Source organism: Flavobacterium soyae (assembly GCF_021245985.1).
Taxonomy (GTDB): domain Bacteria; phylum Bacteroidota; class Bacteroidia; order Flavobacteriales; family Flavobacteriaceae; genus Flavobacterium; species Flavobacterium soyae.
In genome coordinates, this window is sequence record NZ_JAJQXA010000001.1 from 294,833 (window position 1) to 313,101 (window position 18,269).

The window sequence follows — 18,269 nt, forward strand, 5'->3', positions numbered from 1 at the left end:
AAGAAACCAAGGCAATTATCTAATTACCAAATTGCCGAATTATCTAATTTAAAAGATGAACCAAGATTATATAAAACCAGACAATTGGTATATTATTGAAGAAGGATTTGATGCAGAGAGAGTAAAATCTTCTGAAAGTCTTTTTAGTATCGGGAACGGCGCTATGGGACAACGCGCCAATTTTGAAGAATCTTATTCTGCAGAAACTTTTCAGGGAAGTTATATTGCTGGAATTTATTATCCAGATAAAACAAAAGTGGGCTGGTGGAAAAACGGTTATCCGAAATATTTTGCCAAAGTATTAAACGCTCCAAACTGGATTGGAATTGACATTGAAATCAACGAAGAAAATCTTGATTTAAATACTTGCACCGAAGTTAGAAACTTCCGCAGAGAATTGAATATGAAAGAAGGGTGGTACAACCGTTCTTTTGAAGCTGTTCTAAAAAACGGAACTGAAATCGCAGTTAACGTTCGTCGTTTTCTTTCATTAGATTTAGACGAAGCCGGAATCATTAAATACGATATTACACCTTTAAATAAAGATGCTAAAATCGTTTACAAACCTTATGTTGACGCAGGTGTAACTAATGAAGATGCTAACTGGGAAGAAAAATTCTGGGAACCGCTGGAAGTTAAAAAGGGCACAAACGAAGCTTTTGTAACGGCTCAAACGTTTAAAACGCATTTTAAAGTTACAACTTTCATGCACAATACGATTTTGGCAAACGGAGAAAATATCAATGTTTCGCCATCGACAATCGATTCAACGGTAGATAAAGTTCAGTACACTTACGGAACTATTATCGCAAAAGGACAAACCTCAACAATTCAGAAAATTGGAGGTTACACGGTTTCTTTAAACCACGAAAATACTTTGGCTGGAGCCGAAAAAGTAATCAAATCTGCAGTTGCTTTAGGTTATGAAACCTTGCTTCAAAACCAAATTGATGCTTGGGCAAAAGTTTGGGAAATGTCAGATATTACTATTGAAGGCGATGTAAAAGCACAACAGGGAATTCGTTTTAACATCTTCCAATTAAACCAAACGTATTCAGGAAAAGATTCTCGTTTAAATATTGGTCCAAAAGGTTTCACCGGAGAAAAATACGGCGGATCAACTTATTGGGACACTGAGGCATATTGCATTCCGTTTTACATGGCTACAAAAGATCAGCAAGTTGCAAGAAACTTATTGACGTACCGTTACAATCAATTAGACAAAGCGATTGAAAATGCTAAAGATAATTTAGGTTTCAAAAACGGCGCAGCATTGTATCCAATGGTGACCATGAACGGTGAAGAATGCCACAACGAATGGGAAATCACACACGAAGAAATCCACAGAAATGGTGCGATTGCTTTTGCGATTTACAACTATAACCGTTACACGGGCGATTACTCTTATATTCCAGAGAAAGGTTTAGAAGTTTTAATCGGAATTGCGCGTTTCTGGCATCAGAGAGCTTCTTTCTCAAAAGATAAAAATCAGTACGTAATTCTTGGAGTTACAGGGCCAAACGAATACGAAAACAATATCAACAATAATTTCTATACCAATTATATTGCAAAATGGTGTATTGATTTTGCTGCTGAACAAATTGAAAAAGTAGCTTCAGAATATCCTGCAGATCATAAAAGAATTCTTGAAAAAGTAAATCTTTCTGTAGAAGAGATTAAAGAATGGAAAAAAGTGGCAGATGATATGTACTTTCCTATTTCTGAAGAACTAGGAATCTACTTACAACAAGATGGTTTCTTAGACAAAGATTTAGTTCCAGTAAAAGATTTAGATAAATCACAACGCCCTATCAACCAAAAATGGTCTTGGGATCGCGTATTACGTTCGCCATATATTAAACAGGCTGACGTTCTACAAGGTTTTTATTTCTTCGAAGATCATTTTTCTAAAGAAGAATTAAAACGCAATTTCGAATTTTATGAATCATTTACCGTACACGAAAGTTCGCTTTCGCCTTGCGTGCATTCGATTCAAGCTGCAGCTTTAGATAAAATGGACATGGCATATACATTTTATTTAAGAACTTCTCGTTTGGATTTAGATGATTATAATAAAGAAGTGGAAGAAGGTTGCCATATCACGTCAATGGCCGGAACTTGGATGAGTATCGTGGAAGGCTTTGGAGGAATGCGTGTTAAAAATGACCAATTGCATTTCTCTCCAAAAATCCCAAAAGAATGGAACGGTTACTCTTTTAAAATTAATTTCAGAAACCAAATTTTAAAAGTAGCTGTAAATCACAACGAAACAACTTTTACTGTAGACGGCGATCAAGATTTAACAATTATCGTAAATGGAAATCCTGTAACTGCAAGTAAATTTGTACAAATAAATTAAATACAATACTCTAAAAATCAAAAAACATGAAAAACTTATTTTTCGCAAGTTTAATTTTGTTCGCGTTTAGCACGGTTGCAAAAGCGCAGCAGTTAAAATCACCCGAAGGCAAGTTCGTAATGGAATTTTCTCTTCAAAATGACGGAACTCCAACGTACAATTTAAAATACAAAAACAAAGAAGTTGTAAAAACCAGTAAATTAGGTCTTGAACTTAAAGATGATAAAAAATCTTTATTGAATGACTTTACAGTTGTTGATACAAAAACTTCGACTTTTGATGAAACTTGGAAACCAGTTTGGGGAGAAGTTGATCACATCAGAAATCATTATAATGAATTGGCTGTTACTTTAAATCAAAAAGGAACAGACAGACAAATCGTTATCCGTTTCCGTTTATTCGACGACGGTTTAGGATTTAGATATGAATTTCCAGCACAAAAGAATCTTACTTACTTTGTAATCAAAGAAGAAAGATCGCAATTTGCCATGACTGGAGATCATACTGCTTTCTGGATCCCAGGAGATTATGATACTCAGGAATACGATTACACAAAATCAAAATTATCTGAAATTAGAGGTTTATCTCAAAAAGCTTATACAGCAAACGTTTCTCAAAGATCTTTTTCACCAACAGGAGTTCAGACTTCTTTGATGTTAAAAACTGCTGACGGAATCTACATCAACTTACACGAAGCGGCTTTGATAGACTATTCTTGTATGCACTTGAATTTAGACGATAAAAACCTAGTTTTCGAATCTTGGTTAACGCCAGATGCAAAAGGAGACAAAGGTCACATGCAAGCGCCAAATCACTCTCCTTGGAGAACGATTATCGTGAGCGATGATGCTAGAGAAATCTTAGCTTCAAAAATGACTTATAACTTAAACGATCCTTCAAAAATTGAAAATACTTCTTGGATTAAGCCAGTAAAATATGTTGGCGTTTGGTGGGAAATGATTACAGGAAAAAGCACTTGGTCTTACACAAATGATTATCCAACAGTTCAATTGGGGGTTACAGATTTCGCGAAAGCAAAACCAAACGGAACGCATGGTGCAAACAATGCTAACGTAAAAAAATACATTGATTTCGCTGCTGCAAATGGTTTCGACGCTGTTTTAGTTGAAGGATGGAATGAAGGCTGGGAAGACTGGTTTGGACATTCTAAAGATTATGTTTTTGATTTCTTAACTCCTTACCCGGATTTCGACGTAAAAGGTTTGCACGAATACGCAAAATCGAAAGGTGTAAAAATCATCATGCACCACGAAACTTCAGGATCTGTTCGTAACTACGAGCGCCACATGGATGCTGCTTACAAGTTCATGAATGATAACGGATACGATGCTGTAAAAAGCGGTTACGTAGGTGATATCTTGCCAAGAGGTGAAAACCATTACAGCCAATGGATTGTAAACCATTACCAATATGCAATCGAAAAAGCAGCAGATTATAAAATTATGGTGAATGCTCACGAAGCAGTTCGCCCAACAGGAATTGCAAGAACGTATCCTAACTTAATTGGAAACGAAGCAGCAAGAGGAACAGAATACCAAGCTTTTGGAGGTTCTAAATCAAATCACGTAACGGTTTTACCATTTACACGTTTAATCGGTGGTCCAATGGATTATACTCCGGGAATCTTCGAAATGGATATCAGTAAAATGAATCCTGACAACAAATCGCATGTAAACAGTACAATTGCAAATCAATTGGCATTATATGTAACAATGTACAGTCCGTTGCAAATGGCAGCTGATACTCCAGAAAACTACAACCGTTTTCCAGATGCATTCCAATTCATTAAAGATGTGGCTGTAGACTGGTCTGAAAGCAAATATATTGAAGCTGAACCAGGAGATTTCATTACAGTTGCTCGTAAAGCAAAAGGAACAAACAACTGGTTCGTTGGAAACGTAAACGGAGAAACTCCACGTACTTCAAACATCGATTTCAGCTTCCTTGAAAAAGGTAAAAAATACACTGCAACAATTTATGCTGATGCAAAAGATGCGCATTACAAAACTAATCCGCAAGCTTATACAATCAAGAAAATTGTTGTAACAAACAAATCAAAATTATCTCAGTTTTCTGCTCCGGGAGGAGGTTATGCGATAAGCATTATTGAAACAAAGTAATTTTTTTAAAGACAAGTAATTTCCCCCATAGATTACTTGTCTTTTTTTTAAATTTCAAAAAGCTTATCCTAACAGGTTTTTAAAACCTGTTAGGTATATTATATGAAGGCAACAGTCCTGCAAGGTTTCCAAAACCTTGTAGGTTTTTTATAACTTCTCTTCTACTCATTGATACCTACAAGGTTTTAAAAACCTTGCAGGAAATCGAAAAAATACAAACTATGAAAAACCAAAAAACATCACTTATCTATAAACTAATCCTGTTGTTTATTTTGTTGTTTTCCGCTTCCGCGAAAGCGCAAATCCAAAAAGTAGAACCACCGTTTTGGTACGCAGGAATGAAAAATTCGGAACTGCAGATTATGTTCTACGGAAAAAATATTACACAATACGAAGCTTCTGTATCTAATAATGTTGTGATTAAAAATGTAGAAAAAACAGAAAATCCAAACTACCTTTTCGTAACTATTGATACAAAAGATGTAAAAGCTTCTGAATTGATTTTCTCTTTTAAAAACAATAATAAAGTTGCCTTTAAACAAAAATATGTTCTTAAAGAAAGAAGAGCCAATTCTGCGGACAGAAAGAGTTACGATGCCTCTGATTTAATTTACCTAATCATGCCAGATCGTTTTGCTAACGGAAATCCGAAAAACGACAGCGATGTTTCTTTAACTGAAAAAGGAAACCGTCAAGATCCAAGCGGACGTCACGGCGGAGATATCGAAGGAATCATCAAAAACCTAGATTATATTTCGTCACTTGGTGCAACTACAATTTGGAGCACGCCTTTATGCGAAGACAATGACAAACAGCATTCGTATCATACTTACGGGCAATCTGATGTTTATAAAATTGATCCGCGTTATGGAACAAACGAAGATTATGCTCGTTTATCGGCAGAAATGCATAAAAAGAACATGAAACTGGTTATGGATTATGTAACCAATCACTGGGGAATTACACACTGGATGATGAAGGATATTCCAACCAAAACATGGTTCAATCAATTCGAAACTTTTACACAAACACATCACCGTCGTGAAGTAATTACAGATATTCACGCCTCAAAAATAGATCAGGAAGTTTGTGTTGATGGATGGTTTGTACCTTCGATGCCAGATTTGAATTTAAGAAATCCTTTAGTTGCAAAATACTTAACTCAAAACGCAATCTGGTGGATTGAATTCGCTAATCTTGACGGATTCAGAGTAGACACTTATAACTATTCGGATAAAACCGCCATGGCAAATTGGGCAAAATCTATTACAGATGAGTATCCAAACTTTAATATTGTGGGCGAAATCTGGATGCACAATCAGGCAAATTTAGCTTTTTGGCAAAAAGACAGTAAAATTGGTGCGATCGAAAATTACAATTCAAACCTTCCAAGTGTAATGGATTTTACGCTTCAAAGCCAAATTACTTCTGCTTTCAACGAAAATGAGCCAAGCTGGGACAATGGACTTATTAAATTCTACAACAATTTTGCCATGGATTTTTTATATCCAAATACCAATAATATTTTGGTTTTTTCTGAAAATCATGACACAGATCGTATGAACGAAAAGTTCAAATATGATTTGCCAAAATATAAACTGGCGATGACTTTGTTGGCAACCGTTCGCGGAATTCCGCAAATCTATTACGGTTCAGAAATTGGAATGGGCGGTGATAAAGGCAAAGGCGGAGATGCCGATATTCGTCAGGATTTCCCAGGCGGATGGGCTGGCGACAAAAACAACGCCTTTACAAAAGAAGGCCGAACGGCAGAACAAGCTGCTTTCTTTGATTTCTCTTCAAAATTATTCAACTGGAGAAAAACAAACGAAGCGGTTCATTTCGGAAAAATGACGCATTATATTCCTGAGAACAACACTTATGTATATTTTAGATATACAGATGCTAAAACGGTTATGGTAGTTTTTAATAACAACGCAAAAGAACAGGTTGTAAAAACAAACCGCTTCAAAGAAAGCATCAAAAACTACAAATCAGGAAAAGATGTTATTTCAGGAAAAACATTCGATTTAGCTTCTGAAATCACATTGGAACCAAAATCAGCTTTGGTTTTAGAATTGGAATAAAGCTTAACCGCGAAGTTCGCAGGATCTTTTTGCCACAGATTATAAAGATTAGCACAGATTTGTTTGCCACGAATTTCACTAATTTTCACAAATTTAAATATGATAAATTAATTCGTGGAGATTCGTGTAATTCGTGGCAAAAGAAAAAAATCATTTTAATCTGTGTAATCTGTGGCTATTTTTTTCAACATGATGTTTATCTAAAAAACTCTTAAATAATGAAAAAATACACTTCCCTTTTTTTATCTTTAGTATACTTAACAATGAGTTGTTCTGGCTCAAAATCAGTTACAATGAATAATACTTCGAAAACACCTTTCGTTTGGGAAGGAGCAAATGTTTATTTTTTACTTACAGATCGTTTTTACAATGGAAATCCTTCAAACGACATCAATTTCAACCGAACCAAAACTCCCGGAAAATTACGCGGATTTGAAGGCGGTGACATTATCGGAATAACTAAAAAAATCGAATCAGGTTATTTTGAAAAATTAGGAATCAATGCCATTTGGCTTACGCCGATTGTAGAACAGATTCACGATGGCGTTGACGAAGGAACTGGATTGAGTTATGGCTTTCATGGCTATTGGGCAAAAGACTGGACAGCTCTTGATCCGAACTTCGGAACAAAAGAAGACTTAGCAAATCTGGTAAAAAAAGCACACGAAAGAGGTATCAGAATAGTTCTTGACGGAGTTATCAATCATACTGGGCCAGTAACTCCAGAAGATCCAGTTTGGCCTTCAGACTGGGTTAGAACCGGTGTTGTCTGCGATTATAAATCTTTCGAAAATACAACCATGTGTACTTTGGTTGACAATCTTCCGGATGTTAGAACTGAAAGTAATCAAGAAGTAGCGCTCCCTCCTTTTTTAGTTGAAAAATGGAAAAAAGAAGGACGTTATGAAAAAGAAATTGCTTCGTTAGACGAATTTTTTAAAAGAACAGGTTACCCAAGAACTCCGAAATATTACATCATAAAATGGCTTACCGATTATATTTTAGAATTTGGCGTTGATGGCTACAGAGGCGACACCGTAAAACATACCGACGAAAAGGTTTGGGCCGATTTCAAAAAAGAATGTGATTACGCTTTTGAAACTTGGAAAAAACATCATCCGTTGGAAGTTTTAGATCAAAACCCATTTTATACCATTGCCGAAGTTTACGGTTACGGAATAAGTGGCGGACAGGATTATGATTTTGGAGATAGAAAAGTCAATTATTTTCAGAATGGTTTCAACAGCATGATCAACTTTGAATTTAAATGGAATGCTGCTCAAAACGATTATGAAGGTTTATTTTCGAAATATTCGAATGCTTTGAACAATGATCTAAAGGGTTATTCGGTTTTAAACTATATGTCTTCACACGACGACGGACAGCCTTTTGATGCCAATCGAGTAAAAGGTATTGAAACGGGAACCAAATTATTACTTTCGCCGGGAATGTCTCAGGTTTATTACGGCGACGAATCTAATCGTTCTTTAGTTTTTGAAGGGACTCAAGGTGATGCAACTCTACGTTCAAATATGAATTGGGATGACATTCAGAACAATCCTGAAACTCAGAAAACACTTTTGCATTGGCAGAAATTAGGACAGTTTAGAAGAAATCATCCTGCGGTTGGAGCTGGAGTTCATAAACTCATTAATCCGTATCCTTATACTTTTTCCAGAACATTTACAAAAGGCTCTTTTACAGATAAAGTGGTTATGGGAGTAGATTTACCAAAAGGCAAAAAAGAACTTCCCGTTGGCGATGTCTTCCCAAACGGAACAAAACTAAAAGATGCTTATTCAAATCAAGAAGTTGAAGTTGTTGATGGAAAAGTGATTATTGACAATGATTTTGACATTGTTTTACTGGAAATGCTTTAAAATTTAACGGCAAAGATCGCAAGGAAAAATCGCAAGGTTCACAAAGTTTTTTAGCCACAGATTATTAGGATTAAAAGGATTTTTAAAAATCTGCGTTAATCTGTGTAATCTGTGGCTAACTTTTTTTATAATCCTTGCGACCTTTGCGTAAAACTTTGCGACCTTTGCGGTTAGAAAAAAACACTGCAAAATGCTCAAAATTGCACATCGAGGCGCCAAAGCCTACGAACCTGAAAATACTTTACAAGCTTTCCAAAAAGCCCTAGACATAAATTCAGACGGCATTGAACTTGATGTTCATCTAAGTTCAGATGAAAGTATAATCGTAATTCATGACGAAACCATAGACAGAACCACCAATGGAAAAGGTCTTGTAAATGATTTTACTTTAGCTGAATTGAAATCATTTTTAATTGAGGAAAAATACCAAATTCCAACTTTAAACGAGGTTTTTGATTTGGTTGACAAAAAATGTTTCATCAATATCGAATTAAAAGGTTTAGGAACTGCCTCTAAAGTTATTCCATTAATTGAAGAATATATCTTAGAAAAAGACTGGAAATACGAGCATTTTATCATTTCAAGTTTTGATTGGAATATGTTGGAGGAAACATCAAACCTAAATCCGAATATTCCAATTGGTGTTTTAACAGAAGAAAATCTTGATACCGCTTTGGCTTTCGCCGAAAAAATAAAAGCAAAAGCCATTCATCCTGATTTTAATTTATTGAATGAAGAAAATGTTCGACAAATTCAGGAAAAAGGATTCTTAGTTTTGCCATGGACAGTAAACTCAGAAAAAGACATTCAAAAAGTAATAAGTTATAACGTAAACGGAATTATCTCTGATAATCCAGACAAAATATAAGTATAGCCACAGATTGCACAGATTAACACATATTTGTTTGCCACGAATTTCACGAATTGACACAAATTTATCATCCTAAAATAATTCGTGGAAATTAGTGAAATTCGTGGCGAAAGAAAAAATCCTTTTAATCTGTGTAATCTGTGGCAAGAAAAAAATTAGTGCCAATTCGTGTAATTGCTACGCCAGTTCGCTATCGCTCGAGTCGTGGCAAAAAGATAAAAATATGATCAAAAATTTCGACATAATCATCGTTGGCGGAGGCGCTGCAGGTTTTTTTACCGCGATTAATATTGCAGAGAAAAATCCAAAACTGAAAATTGCCATTTTAGAAAGAGGAAAAGAAGTCCTTTCTAAAGTCCGCGTTTCTGGCGGCGGACGATGCAACGTTACGCACGCTTGTTTTGAGCCAAACGAATTAGTAAAATTTTATCCTCGTGGCGAAAAAGAACTTCGAGGGCCTTTTCATCAATTTTGTTCTGGAGACACAATTGAATGGTTCGAAAAACACGGTGTAGAATTAAAAATCGAAGAAGACGGAAGAATGTTTCCGGTTTCAAATTCATCACAAACGATTATTGATTGTTTCCTTAAAGCAACCGAAAAACTGGGCATAAAAGTATTGACAGGACAAAGTGTACAATCCATTTTCAAAAAAGAAAATCACTGGAAAATTGATACACAAAGCGACAATTTCGCTGCCGAAAAATTAGTAATGGCAACAGGAAGTAATCCTAAAATCTGGCAAATGCTTCAGGAACACGGACACGCAATTGTAAGCCCTGTTCCTTCCCTATTTACTTTCAATATCAAAGATTCCAGAATTAAAGAATTACCAGGTGTTGCCGCGCAAGTTACGGTTAATGTAAAAGACACTAAACTAGAATCGACAGGACCTTTACTAATAACGCACTGGGGAATGAGCGGACCAGCGATCTTAAAACTTTCAGCTTGGGGCGCACGTATTCTGCACGACAAAAATTATCAGTTTACCATTTTTGTGAATTGGTTAAATGATGTTGATTTTGAAGACGCCGAAAAAATCCTAAAAGATTTAAAACAAGAACACGCTAAAAAAGCGGTTTCCAAAAAATCTCCTTTCGATTTTCCGAATCGTTTATGGGAGAGTTTAGTTTTAGCTTCTGGAATTGATTCGGAAACAAAATGGGCAGATCTATCTAAAAATCAATTGCAGAACCTAACTTCACAACTCACAAAAGCCGAATTTAAAGTCAACGGAAAAAGCACTTTTAAAGAGGAATTTGTAACAGCTGGCGGAATCGATTTGAAGGAAATCAACTTTAAAACAATGGAAAGCAAAATACACGAGAACCTTTATTTTGCTGGTGAAATTGTCAATATTGATGCCATAACAGGAGGATTTAATTTTCAGAATGCCTGGACAAGCGGGTTTATTCTGGCTCAAAATATTTAATACAAAATGAAATTTAAAGGAATTATTTTCGATTTAGACGGAACGCTTGTAGATTCATTACATGATATCTCAGATGCAATGAATAAAGTGCTTACTGCTTTAAATTATCCCACACATACTTACGATACTTATCAATATTTTATTGGGAGCGGTTTACGAAATCTAGTTAGCAAAGCTTTACCCGCTGCAAACAGTTCTGATGATGAAATCGAAAGTTGTTTTGAATGTATGGTTGAAGAATATACTAAAATCTGTACGTTGAAAACAAAACCTTATGACGGAATTGTTGAGTTGTTGGAAAACCTGACTTCACAAAATATCAAAATGGCTGTTTTCTCGAACAAAGCCGATGAATTAACGAAGAAAATAGCATCAGAAATATTCCCAAATCATTTCGATGCGACAGTTGGTTTAAGCACAGAAGCGCTTAAAAAACCAAATCCGTTTGAGGCCTTAGAAATTGGCAAGAAATGGAATTTAAAACCCGAAGAAATCCTTTTTGTCGGCGATTCTGATATCGATATGCAAACGGCTGTAAACGCAAATATGTTTCCGGTTGGCGTTACTTGGGGTTACAGAACTGAGGAAGAATTGAAAAACAGCGGTGCAAAATTGGTTGTCAATAAGGCTTCAGAATTAATTGAGATTTTATAAAATGCATCTTTCATTACAAAAACAAATCACAGCAATTGCCTCTTTTTCTGAAAATGAAATCGGGACAATTGCTTCTTGTTTTGACTATGAAACGTTTAATGCCAAAGAATATCTTTCGTCTATGGGAAAAATCAGCAATAAGATTTTCTTTATTGTTGAAGGTTTAGCACGGGTTTATTACTTAAAAGATGGTAAAGAAATTACCACTTATTTAAGTTGTGATGAAGGTTTTATTGCTTCCTATTCCAGCTTTATAAATCAATCTACTTCTTTTGAAAATATTCAGTGCATTGAAGATTGCGAAGTGCTTTCGATTACTTTTGAGAAAATGCAATTTCTATATAATGAAATCCCGAATTGGGAACGTGTCGGGAGAATTTTAGCGGAGCAGAATTATCTTTGTATGGCAGACAGAATTCTAAAACTTCAAATGATTCCTGCCAAAGAAAAATACCAGACTTTTTTAGCTTCGGCTCCAGCCAAAATAATTCAGCGCACGCCTTTAATTTATATCGCTTCTTTTATCGGAATTACTCCAGAATCCTTGAGCAGAATCCGTCAGGACATTTCTTAACATTTATCAAGTGGATTGAAAAACGGAATTCAAATCTTTGTCAAAATAAAATTTGAAAAAGATGAAGAATATCGCCAAAGACGTTTACCACATTCCGTTATTTCCAAGAAATGCCATAAATTGTTATTTGATTGAAGATGTCTTAATTGATGCCGGAATTAGAACTTCTGCCAATAAAATATTAAAAGTAATAAAAGGCAAATCTATTACCCAACACGTACTAACACACGCACACGCAGATCATCAAGGAAGCAGTAAAGTAATCTGTGAAACTTTGAACATTCCACTTTTGTGCAGTGAACCTGAAAAAGAATTCGCCGAAAACGGAAATGTAACCACAGAATATCCAAATCCGAATCACGTCATCTCAAAATTTCAGAAGAATTTCTGGGCTGGAAAAGGGCATTTGGTTTCTCAAACTTTAAAAGAAGGAGATAAAATCGGCGGATTTACAGTTGTTGAAACTCCAGGGCATTCACGAGGTCATTTGTCGTTTTTCAGAGAGAAAGACGGCATATTAATTGTCGGTGATGCTATGACCAATATGAATTTGCTGACTACAAAAGTTGGGCTACACAAACCACCTCGTTTATTTACTTCAAACCAAGAAACCAATAGAAAATCCATTCTAAAATTGGCTTCATTACAACCCAAAATATTGTGCTTTGGTCACGGTTCTGTTCTGTTTGATAAAGGTGAATTGAAGGAATTAGTCAGAAGGTTTTGATTTAGTTTTTTAAACCTGAAATCAAAAACTATTTATTCAGCCACCAAATACTCGCATTTAAAACCGTTGCAAATCCAACCCATGCTAAATACGGAATCAATAAATAACCTGAAATTTTATTTATTCTGGTAAATTTTAAATAAGTTTCGTAAATCATCAGCCATAAAAGAATTATTTCTATTAAAGCTAAAAGCGGATTTTTTAATCCGAAGAATAAATACGACCAAATCGCATTTAAGGTTAATTGAATCAAAAAGAAAAGAAGTGCCGTTTTTACTTTTTCGGTTTGTTCTTTTATTTTATTCCAAACCAGCGCTGCCGCAATGGCCATAAAAATATAAAGCGTAGTCCAAACGGGCATAAAAATCCAATTTGGCGGATTAAAAACAGGTTTCGCAATTGTTGGATACCAGCTTTCTACACTCGGTCTTGTTACCACACTTGCAGAATATCCTACTGCTAAACAAATAATTAAAGCTATAATGATTTTTACCGTCTTGTTCATTTTATCAAATTTTGTATCCAAAAATAGTCAAAAGATATTTGGAAACCATATAAGTCATATAAGTTCATTTTAGCAAAGCTTGCTTATAATTTCTTATATAACTTATATGGTGAAATATTTTAAAAACTATCTTTGCCAAAATTTATATTTCATGTTTACAGCAGCTGATTTTATTCCAAATAAATATACTTCAACAATCGAAAACGGAAACTTTGAATGGAGCGCTCCCAGCAATATTGCATTAGTTAAATATTGGGGGAAAAAAGACAATCAAATTCCAGCAAATCCTTCAGTAAGTTTTACTTTGAATAATTGTAAAACGATTACGAAATTAGGGTTTTCGAAGAAAAGCATTTCGACTTCGCTCAATGTGACAAATGATGGCTTTTCTTTTGATTTACTTTTTGAAGGAAAACCAAAAGAAGACTTTAAACCAAAGATTCAGAAGTTTTTAGAAAGAGTTGAAGTTTATCTGCCGTTTTTAAAAGATTATCATTTTACGATTGATACACAGAATACATTTCCGCACAGTTCCGGAATTGCATCTTCGGCTTCTGGAATGGCTGCTTTGGCAATGAATTTTATGAGTTTAGAAAGAAAACTAAACCCAGAAATGACAGAGGATTATTTCTATCAAAAAGCTTCATTTTTGGCTCGTTTAGGTTCAGGAAGTGCCTGCCGAAGTGTAAAAGGAAATGTTGTTGTTTGGGGAAATCAGGCAAATATTCAAGGAAGCACTGATTTATTTGGAGTTGAATTTCCGTATACGATTCATGAGAATTTCAAAAATTATCAGGATACAATTTTATTAGTTGATAAAGGTGAAAAACAAGTTTCGAGTACTGTTGGACATGATTTAATGCACAATCATCCTTATGCCAAAAGACGTTTTGCTCAGGCACACGAAAATCTTGATAAATTAATTGCCATTTTTGAAAACGGAAATTTAGACGAATTCATTAAAGTTGTAGAAAGTGAAGCATTGACTTTACACGCAATGATGATGACATCAATTCCATATTTTATTTTGATGAAACCAAACACGCTGGAAATCATAAATGCGATCTGGAAATTTAGGCAAGAAACCCAAATTCCAGTATGTTTTACCCTTGATGCCGGAGCAAATGTGCATGTCCTTTATCCCGAAAACGTTAGCGAAAAAGTATTACAATTTATTCAGGACAAATTAGTTGTATTTTGTCAGAATAGTCAATACATTTGCGACAAAATTGGACACGGTGCGATTGCATTATAATTTTCCGTATCTTTAGTTTAAATTTTTGGTTATGGATATTCAATTAGAAAAACGCGAAGCGATGGAGATGTTGAAAAAAACTGATGATCCTTCAATCATTATGGCAGTTGCGAAATTGCTTAGAAAAAATAAAAAAGATTGGTGGGACGATTTGACTGATCAACAAAAAGAGGATATAGCTCAAAGTGAATTAGAATTTGAAAGAGGAGAATTTACGAGCTATGAGGATGTGATGAAAAAATACAAATAATGAATCTTAAAGTAAGTTTTTCAAAAACAGCGGAGAAAAATTTAGATTCAGTTTTAATGTTCATTGAAGCAAGATGGTCTGAAAAATCAAAAAAGATGTTTATTATCAAATTTGAAAAAGCAATTTCAATAATGGTGATGAATCCAGAAATTTTTCCAAAATCATCCATAAACAAGAAATACCGAAAATGTGTTATAACAAAACAATCAAGTTTATTGTATAGTTTTAGCGCAAATGAAATTAGAATTCATAATATTTTCGACACTAGGCAAAACCCAAATAAAATTAAGTAAGACATAAAATAAATCATGAAAGGACCCTTATTTTACTCAAAAATATTACTCTTTGGAGAATACGGAATTATTCGCGACTCTAAAGGACTTTCTATTCCTTATAATTTTTATAATGGTGCTTTAAAGAAGTCTGAAGAGCCTTCGGCAGAAGCAATTGTATCAAACAAAAGCTTAAAAAGCTTTGCTTCTTATCTTGAAGTCTTACAGACACAGCAGTCAGAATTGGTTACGTTTGATTTAGCTGCTCTTAAAAATGATGTCGAAACCGGAATGTATTTCGATTCAAGTATCCCGCAAGGATACGGAGTTGGAAGCAGCGGCGCGCTTGTGGCAGCTATTTATGACAAATATGCAAATAATAAAATCACGGTTTTAGAGAATTTAACACGTGAAAAACTATTACAGTTAAAGAATATATTTTCTCAAATGGAGAGTTTTTTCCACGGAAAAAGTTCTGGTTTAGATCCGTTAAACAGCTATTTGAGTATCCCGATTTTAATTAATTCTAAAGATAATATTGAAGCAACCGGAATTCCGACGCAGAGTTTTGACGGAAAAGGTGCTGTATTTTTATTAGACTCTGGAATTGTTGGTGAAACCGCTCCAATGGTTAACATTTTCATGGAAAACCTAAAAGATAAAGGTTTCCGTACTATGCTTAAAAACCAATTCGTAAAATATACTGACGCATGTGTAGAAAACTTTTTACATGGCGACATGAAGTCTTTGTTTACCAATACTAAAAAACTTTCAAAAGTAGTTTTAAACAATTTTAAACCAATGATTCCGGAACAATTTCATGGAATATGGCAAAATGGAATTGACACAAACGATTATTACTTAAAACTTTGTGGTTCTGGCGGAGGTGGTTATATCCTTGGCTTTACTGAAGACTTGGAACGTGCAAAAGCCTCATTAAAAGATTATAAACTGGAAGTAGTTTATCAGTTTTAACTCTTAAAAACTAAGGTTATTTGAGTATATTTTCATAAGTTTTAAATCCTAAAAAGTTACTTATTATGAAAAGTGTTTTAAGAATAATCAAAGCAACTTTTTTAGGAGGAATTCTATTTTTAGCACCTTTAGTCGTACTGCTTATTATTCTTGAAAAAGGATACGGCATAATTCAAAAAATCACACTTCCGCTTGTAAATTTCCTTCCAAGAGTACACGTTTTAGGAATTGCACTTCAGGAACTTGTTGGAACCATAATCTTAATTCTTATTTGTTTTACAGCGGGTTTACTAGCCAGAACTGCCGGTGCAAAAAAAATAATCCAAAAATTAGAAAATGGCATTTTAAGTTTTGTTCCCGGATATTCATTTATGAAAAACATGAATGAAAATATTATGGGACTTGAATCTAAACAAGATTTAAAAGTCATTTTAGTTCCTACAGATGCAGGCTGGCAATTTGCTTTTTTAATAGAACAAATAAATGAAAACAATTTTACTGTTTTTATTCCCAATGCGCCAAATCCGTGGAGTGGTTCTGTTTGTTTTGTAGAAAAAAAAGACATTAAAGAAATTAATATAACACAAAAAGAAGCGTTGGCCTGCATTCGAAAACTAGGTTATGGCTCTAAAGAATTGTTAAAAAACAGACTCTAAATTTCAGGTTTAAAAAATATCCTTTAACTTCCCTTAATCTAATCCAACACCACAATAATTTATGTTAAGCAGACAGCACAAACTTTTAGTAATGAAAATTGTTAGTTTGTTTTCTGTGGTACGCGGTTACAACATTCCTATTATTGTTTTAGCACAATATTTATCGGCAATTTTTATTCTGGCTCCAGAAAAAAGAGCGTTGGATATCTTGCTGGATTTTTATTTGTTTTTGATTGTATTTGCTTCGGCGGTTACGATTGCTTCGGGTTATATTATCAATAATTTTTACGATAGTCAGAAAGATTTAATCAATCGACCTAATAAATCTATGTTGGATCGATTGGTGAGTCAGAAAACAAAACTGACGGTTTATTTTAGTTTGAATTTCTTAGCGGTTTTAATGGCTTCGATTGTTTCATGGCGCGCTTTTTTATTCTTTTCGGCTTATATTTTCCTGATTTGGTTTTACTCACATAAAATAAAAAAGTATCCAATTGTGGGAAATTTAACGGCTGCTTTTATGGCTGTAATTCCGTTTTTTGCGATTTTATTGTATTTCTATAATTCTATTTCTTTTGAAGAAATTGAGAATCACAGAAGTCATTTTGCGGTAATTTCTGCACACGCCATGTTTTTGTTTTTATTGCTTTTGATTCGGGAAATGATAAAGGATTTGGAGAACCTGAAAGGCGATTTAGCTAATGATTATCACACTATTCCAATTACATATAACGAAAAGGTTTCTAAACAAATTATTACGATTTTGACGTTTTTAACGGTAATTCCTGTTTATATTTTGGTGAATATTTATGATGTTGGTTATATGGATATTTACTTTTATGTGTGTTTTCTAGTTTTGCTTTTCTTTTTGCTTTATTTATGGAGATCGAATTCTAAAGAGCAATTTTTATTACTGCATAACGTATTGAAATTTTTGATTGTTTCGGGAGTTTTCTGCATTGTTTTGATTAATCCAAGTGTTTTGTGGCATGGACGTCAATTGATTTCTAATTTCTAAGAAGAAATGATAAGAAGAATAATTTCATTTTTAAAATCAAAACAAACATCAAAATCTTTTGAAAACAAAAATTCAGATATTCTTTTATTTGATGAAAATCCAAAAGATATTAATTTATTAATTGGTGATAAAATTTTAGAAATCAAAATTCATCTAGATCACGAAGAAACAAACGATTGGCTAGATACCAGCACTGCTTTTTTAAGACTAGAACAAAATGGAATTATTTGCTTTCCAATTTCAGGAGATGAATATTTTGAAAACACTTTTGTCAATAAAAAAGCGATTTCAATTTTAGAAAAATATCAAAAAGTTATTTACAACACAACAATAGAAGATATTTATTATTTTATTAATCCAGAAGAAAAAGAATTTGATGATTCACAAATGAGCTGCATCCTTCTGAATAATGGTTATATTCTGGAAGAAAACAGAATGTCTCCGAAAGGATTAGCCGGGGCTAATATGTTTTGTAAAACTATTGAGGAATTTAAAACTGAATTTGCTAATTACACATTAGAAATTTATTCCGTAAAAGATAAAGCAAAAAAAACTTTTAATTAAAATATCTAAAAAAGATCAATTTCAACACTTCAAATCATCTTAAAATTGA

General features: G+C 34.0%; 17 protein-coding genes. 16 read left to right on the forward strand and 1 reads right to left on the reverse strand.

The window, feature by feature from the left end; translation table 11 throughout:
• Positions 1-55 precede the first annotated feature (55 nt).
• The 9 genes from LUU93_RS01240 (at position 56) to LUU93_RS01280 (ending at position 12,725) form a co-directional block, all read left to right on the forward strand.
• Positions 56-2,359: a glycoside hydrolase family 65 protein gene (locus LUU93_RS01240; protein ID WP_232677144.1), complete on the forward strand. Its 2,304-nt coding sequence runs from the start codon at positions 56-58 to the stop codon at positions 2,357-2,359.
• A 26-nt stretch (positions 2,360-2,385) separates the two neighbouring features.
• Positions 2,386-4,500, forward strand: coding sequence for a glycoside hydrolase family 97 protein (locus tag LUU93_RS01245; RefSeq protein ID WP_232677156.1), 2,115 nt, complete (start codon positions 2,386-2,388; stop codon positions 4,498-4,500).
• 221 nt (positions 4,501-4,721) lie between these two features.
• Positions 4,722-6,587, forward strand: a complete 1,866-nt coding sequence (locus LUU93_RS01250) for a glycoside hydrolase family 13 protein (RefSeq protein ID WP_232677159.1) — start codon at positions 4,722-4,724, stop codon at positions 6,585-6,587.
• A 218-nt stretch (positions 6,588-6,805) separates the two neighbouring features.
• Positions 6,806-8,467 (forward strand): alpha-amylase family glycosyl hydrolase, encoded by a 1,662-nt coding sequence (locus LUU93_RS01255; protein ID WP_232677162.1) that lies wholly within the window; start codon positions 6,806-6,808, stop codon positions 8,465-8,467.
• A gap of 190 nt (positions 8,468-8,657) precedes the next feature.
• Positions 8,658-9,335, forward strand: coding sequence for a glycerophosphodiester phosphodiesterase (locus tag LUU93_RS01260; protein WP_232677163.1), 678 nt, complete (start codon positions 8,658-8,660; stop codon positions 9,333-9,335).
• A 226-nt stretch (positions 9,336-9,561) separates the two neighbouring features.
• Complete coding sequence (locus tag LUU93_RS01265; RefSeq protein ID WP_232677167.1) at positions 9,562-10,770, forward strand: BaiN/RdsA family NAD(P)/FAD-dependent oxidoreductase; 1,209 nt, start codon at positions 9,562-9,564, stop codon at positions 10,768-10,770.
• A gap of 6 nt (positions 10,771-10,776) precedes the next feature.
• On the forward strand, positions 10,777-11,424 hold the full coding sequence (locus tag LUU93_RS01270) for an HAD family hydrolase (RefSeq protein ID WP_232677169.1): 648 nt from the start codon (positions 10,777-10,779) through the stop codon (positions 11,422-11,424).
• 1 nt (position 11,425) lies between these two features.
• Entirely contained in the window at positions 11,426-11,998 is a 573-nt protein-coding gene (locus LUU93_RS01275) for a Crp/Fnr family transcriptional regulator (protein ID WP_232677171.1), read from the forward strand.
• A 61-nt stretch (positions 11,999-12,059) separates the two neighbouring features.
• Entirely contained in the window at positions 12,060-12,725 is a 666-nt protein-coding gene (locus LUU93_RS01280; RefSeq protein WP_232677174.1) for an MBL fold metallo-hydrolase, read from the forward strand.
• 28 nt (positions 12,726-12,753) lie between these two features.
• Here LUU93_RS01280 and LUU93_RS01285 read toward each other — a convergent pair whose 3' ends face one another.
• The gene (locus tag LUU93_RS01285) at positions 12,754-13,230 is read right to left on the reverse strand and encodes a TspO/MBR family protein (RefSeq protein WP_232677177.1); all 477 of its coding nucleotides are present in this window, start codon (positions 13,228-13,230) and stop codon (positions 12,754-12,756) included.
• Positions 13,231-13,381: 151 nt separating this feature from the next.
• On the opposite strand from LUU93_RS01285, the gene LUU93_RS01290 reads away from it, so the two are divergent.
• The 7 genes from LUU93_RS01290 (at position 13,382) to LUU93_RS01320 (ending at position 18,220) form a co-directional block, all read left to right on the forward strand.
• Positions 13,382-14,485: a diphosphomevalonate decarboxylase gene (locus LUU93_RS01290; RefSeq protein ID WP_232677179.1), complete on the forward strand. Its 1,104-nt coding sequence runs from the start codon at positions 13,382-13,384 to the stop codon at positions 14,483-14,485.
• Between the two features lie 31 nt (positions 14,486-14,516).
• Positions 14,517-14,735 (forward strand): hypothetical protein, encoded by a 219-nt coding sequence (locus LUU93_RS01295; protein WP_232677182.1) that lies wholly within the window; start codon positions 14,517-14,519, stop codon positions 14,733-14,735.
• Positions 14,735-15,028 (forward strand): type II toxin-antitoxin system RelE/ParE family toxin, encoded by a 294-nt coding sequence (locus LUU93_RS01300; RefSeq protein WP_232677185.1) that lies wholly within the window; start codon positions 14,735-14,737, stop codon positions 15,026-15,028. Before LUU93_RS01295 ends, LUU93_RS01300 begins: the two co-directional genes overlap by 1 nt.
• A gap of 15 nt (positions 15,029-15,043) precedes the next feature.
• The gene (locus tag LUU93_RS01305; protein ID WP_232677203.1) at positions 15,044-15,982 is read left to right on the forward strand and encodes a mevalonate kinase family protein; all 939 of its coding nucleotides are present in this window, start codon (positions 15,044-15,046) and stop codon (positions 15,980-15,982) included.
• A 65-nt stretch (positions 15,983-16,047) separates the two neighbouring features.
• Positions 16,048-16,638 (forward strand): DUF502 domain-containing protein, encoded by a 591-nt coding sequence (locus tag LUU93_RS01310; RefSeq protein ID WP_232677223.1) that lies wholly within the window; start codon positions 16,048-16,050, stop codon positions 16,636-16,638.
• A gap of 61 nt (positions 16,639-16,699) precedes the next feature.
• The gene (locus tag LUU93_RS01315; protein ID WP_232677225.1) at positions 16,700-17,656 is read left to right on the forward strand and encodes a geranylgeranylglycerol-phosphate geranylgeranyltransferase; all 957 of its coding nucleotides are present in this window, start codon (positions 16,700-16,702) and stop codon (positions 17,654-17,656) included.
• Between the two features lie 6 nt (positions 17,657-17,662).
• Positions 17,663-18,220 carry a hypothetical protein gene (locus LUU93_RS01320; protein ID WP_232677236.1) on the forward strand — a complete coding sequence of 186 codons (558 nt, stop codon included), beginning with the start codon at positions 17,663-17,665 and terminating at the stop codon, positions 18,218-18,220.
• Positions 18,221-18,269: the final 49 nt, after the last annotated feature.

Bases quoted from the DNA above. Each gene is read 5' to 3' on its own strand.
- LUU93_RS01240 (WP_232677144.1), top strand. From the start codon at position 56: ATGAACCAAGATTATATAAAACCAGACAATTGGTATATTATTGAAGAA.
- LUU93_RS01245 (WP_232677156.1), top strand. From the start codon at position 2,386: ATGAAAAACTTATTTTTCGCAAGTTTAATTTTGTTCGCGTTTAGCACG.
- LUU93_RS01250 (WP_232677159.1), top strand. From the start codon at position 4,722: ATGAAAAACCAAAAAACATCACTTATCTATAAACTAATCCTGTTGTTT.
- LUU93_RS01255 (WP_232677162.1), top strand. From the start codon at position 6,806: ATGAAAAAATACACTTCCCTTTTTTTATCTTTAGTATACTTAACAATG.
- LUU93_RS01260 (WP_232677163.1), top strand. From the start codon at position 8,658: ATGCTCAAAATTGCACATCGAGGCGCCAAAGCCTACGAACCTGAAAAT.
- LUU93_RS01265 (WP_232677167.1), top strand. From the start codon at position 9,562: ATGATCAAAAATTTCGACATAATCATCGTTGGCGGAGGCGCTGCAGGT.
- LUU93_RS01270 (WP_232677169.1), top strand. From the start codon at position 10,777: ATGAAATTTAAAGGAATTATTTTCGATTTAGACGGAACGCTTGTAGAT.
- LUU93_RS01275 (WP_232677171.1), top strand. From the start codon at position 11,426: ATGCATCTTTCATTACAAAAACAAATCACAGCAATTGCCTCTTTTTCT.
- LUU93_RS01280 (WP_232677174.1), top strand. From the start codon at position 12,060: ATGAAGAATATCGCCAAAGACGTTTACCACATTCCGTTATTTCCAAGA.
- LUU93_RS01285 (WP_232677177.1), bottom strand. From the start codon at position 13,230: ATGAACAAGACGGTAAAAATCATTATAGCTTTAATTATTTGTTTAGCA.
- LUU93_RS01290 (WP_232677179.1), top strand. From the start codon at position 13,382: ATGTTTACAGCAGCTGATTTTATTCCAAATAAATATACTTCAACAATC.
- LUU93_RS01295 (WP_232677182.1), top strand. From the start codon at position 14,517: ATGGATATTCAATTAGAAAAACGCGAAGCGATGGAGATGTTGAAAAAA.
- LUU93_RS01300 (WP_232677185.1), top strand. From the start codon at position 14,735: ATGAATCTTAAAGTAAGTTTTTCAAAAACAGCGGAGAAAAATTTAGAT.
- LUU93_RS01305 (WP_232677203.1), top strand. From the start codon at position 15,044: ATGAAAGGACCCTTATTTTACTCAAAAATATTACTCTTTGGAGAATAC.
- LUU93_RS01310 (WP_232677223.1), top strand. From the start codon at position 16,048: ATGAAAAGTGTTTTAAGAATAATCAAAGCAACTTTTTTAGGAGGAATT.
- LUU93_RS01315 (WP_232677225.1), top strand. From the start codon at position 16,700: ATGTTAAGCAGACAGCACAAACTTTTAGTAATGAAAATTGTTAGTTTG.
- LUU93_RS01320 (WP_232677236.1), top strand. From the start codon at position 17,663: ATGATAAGAAGAATAATTTCATTTTTAAAATCAAAACAAACATCAAAA.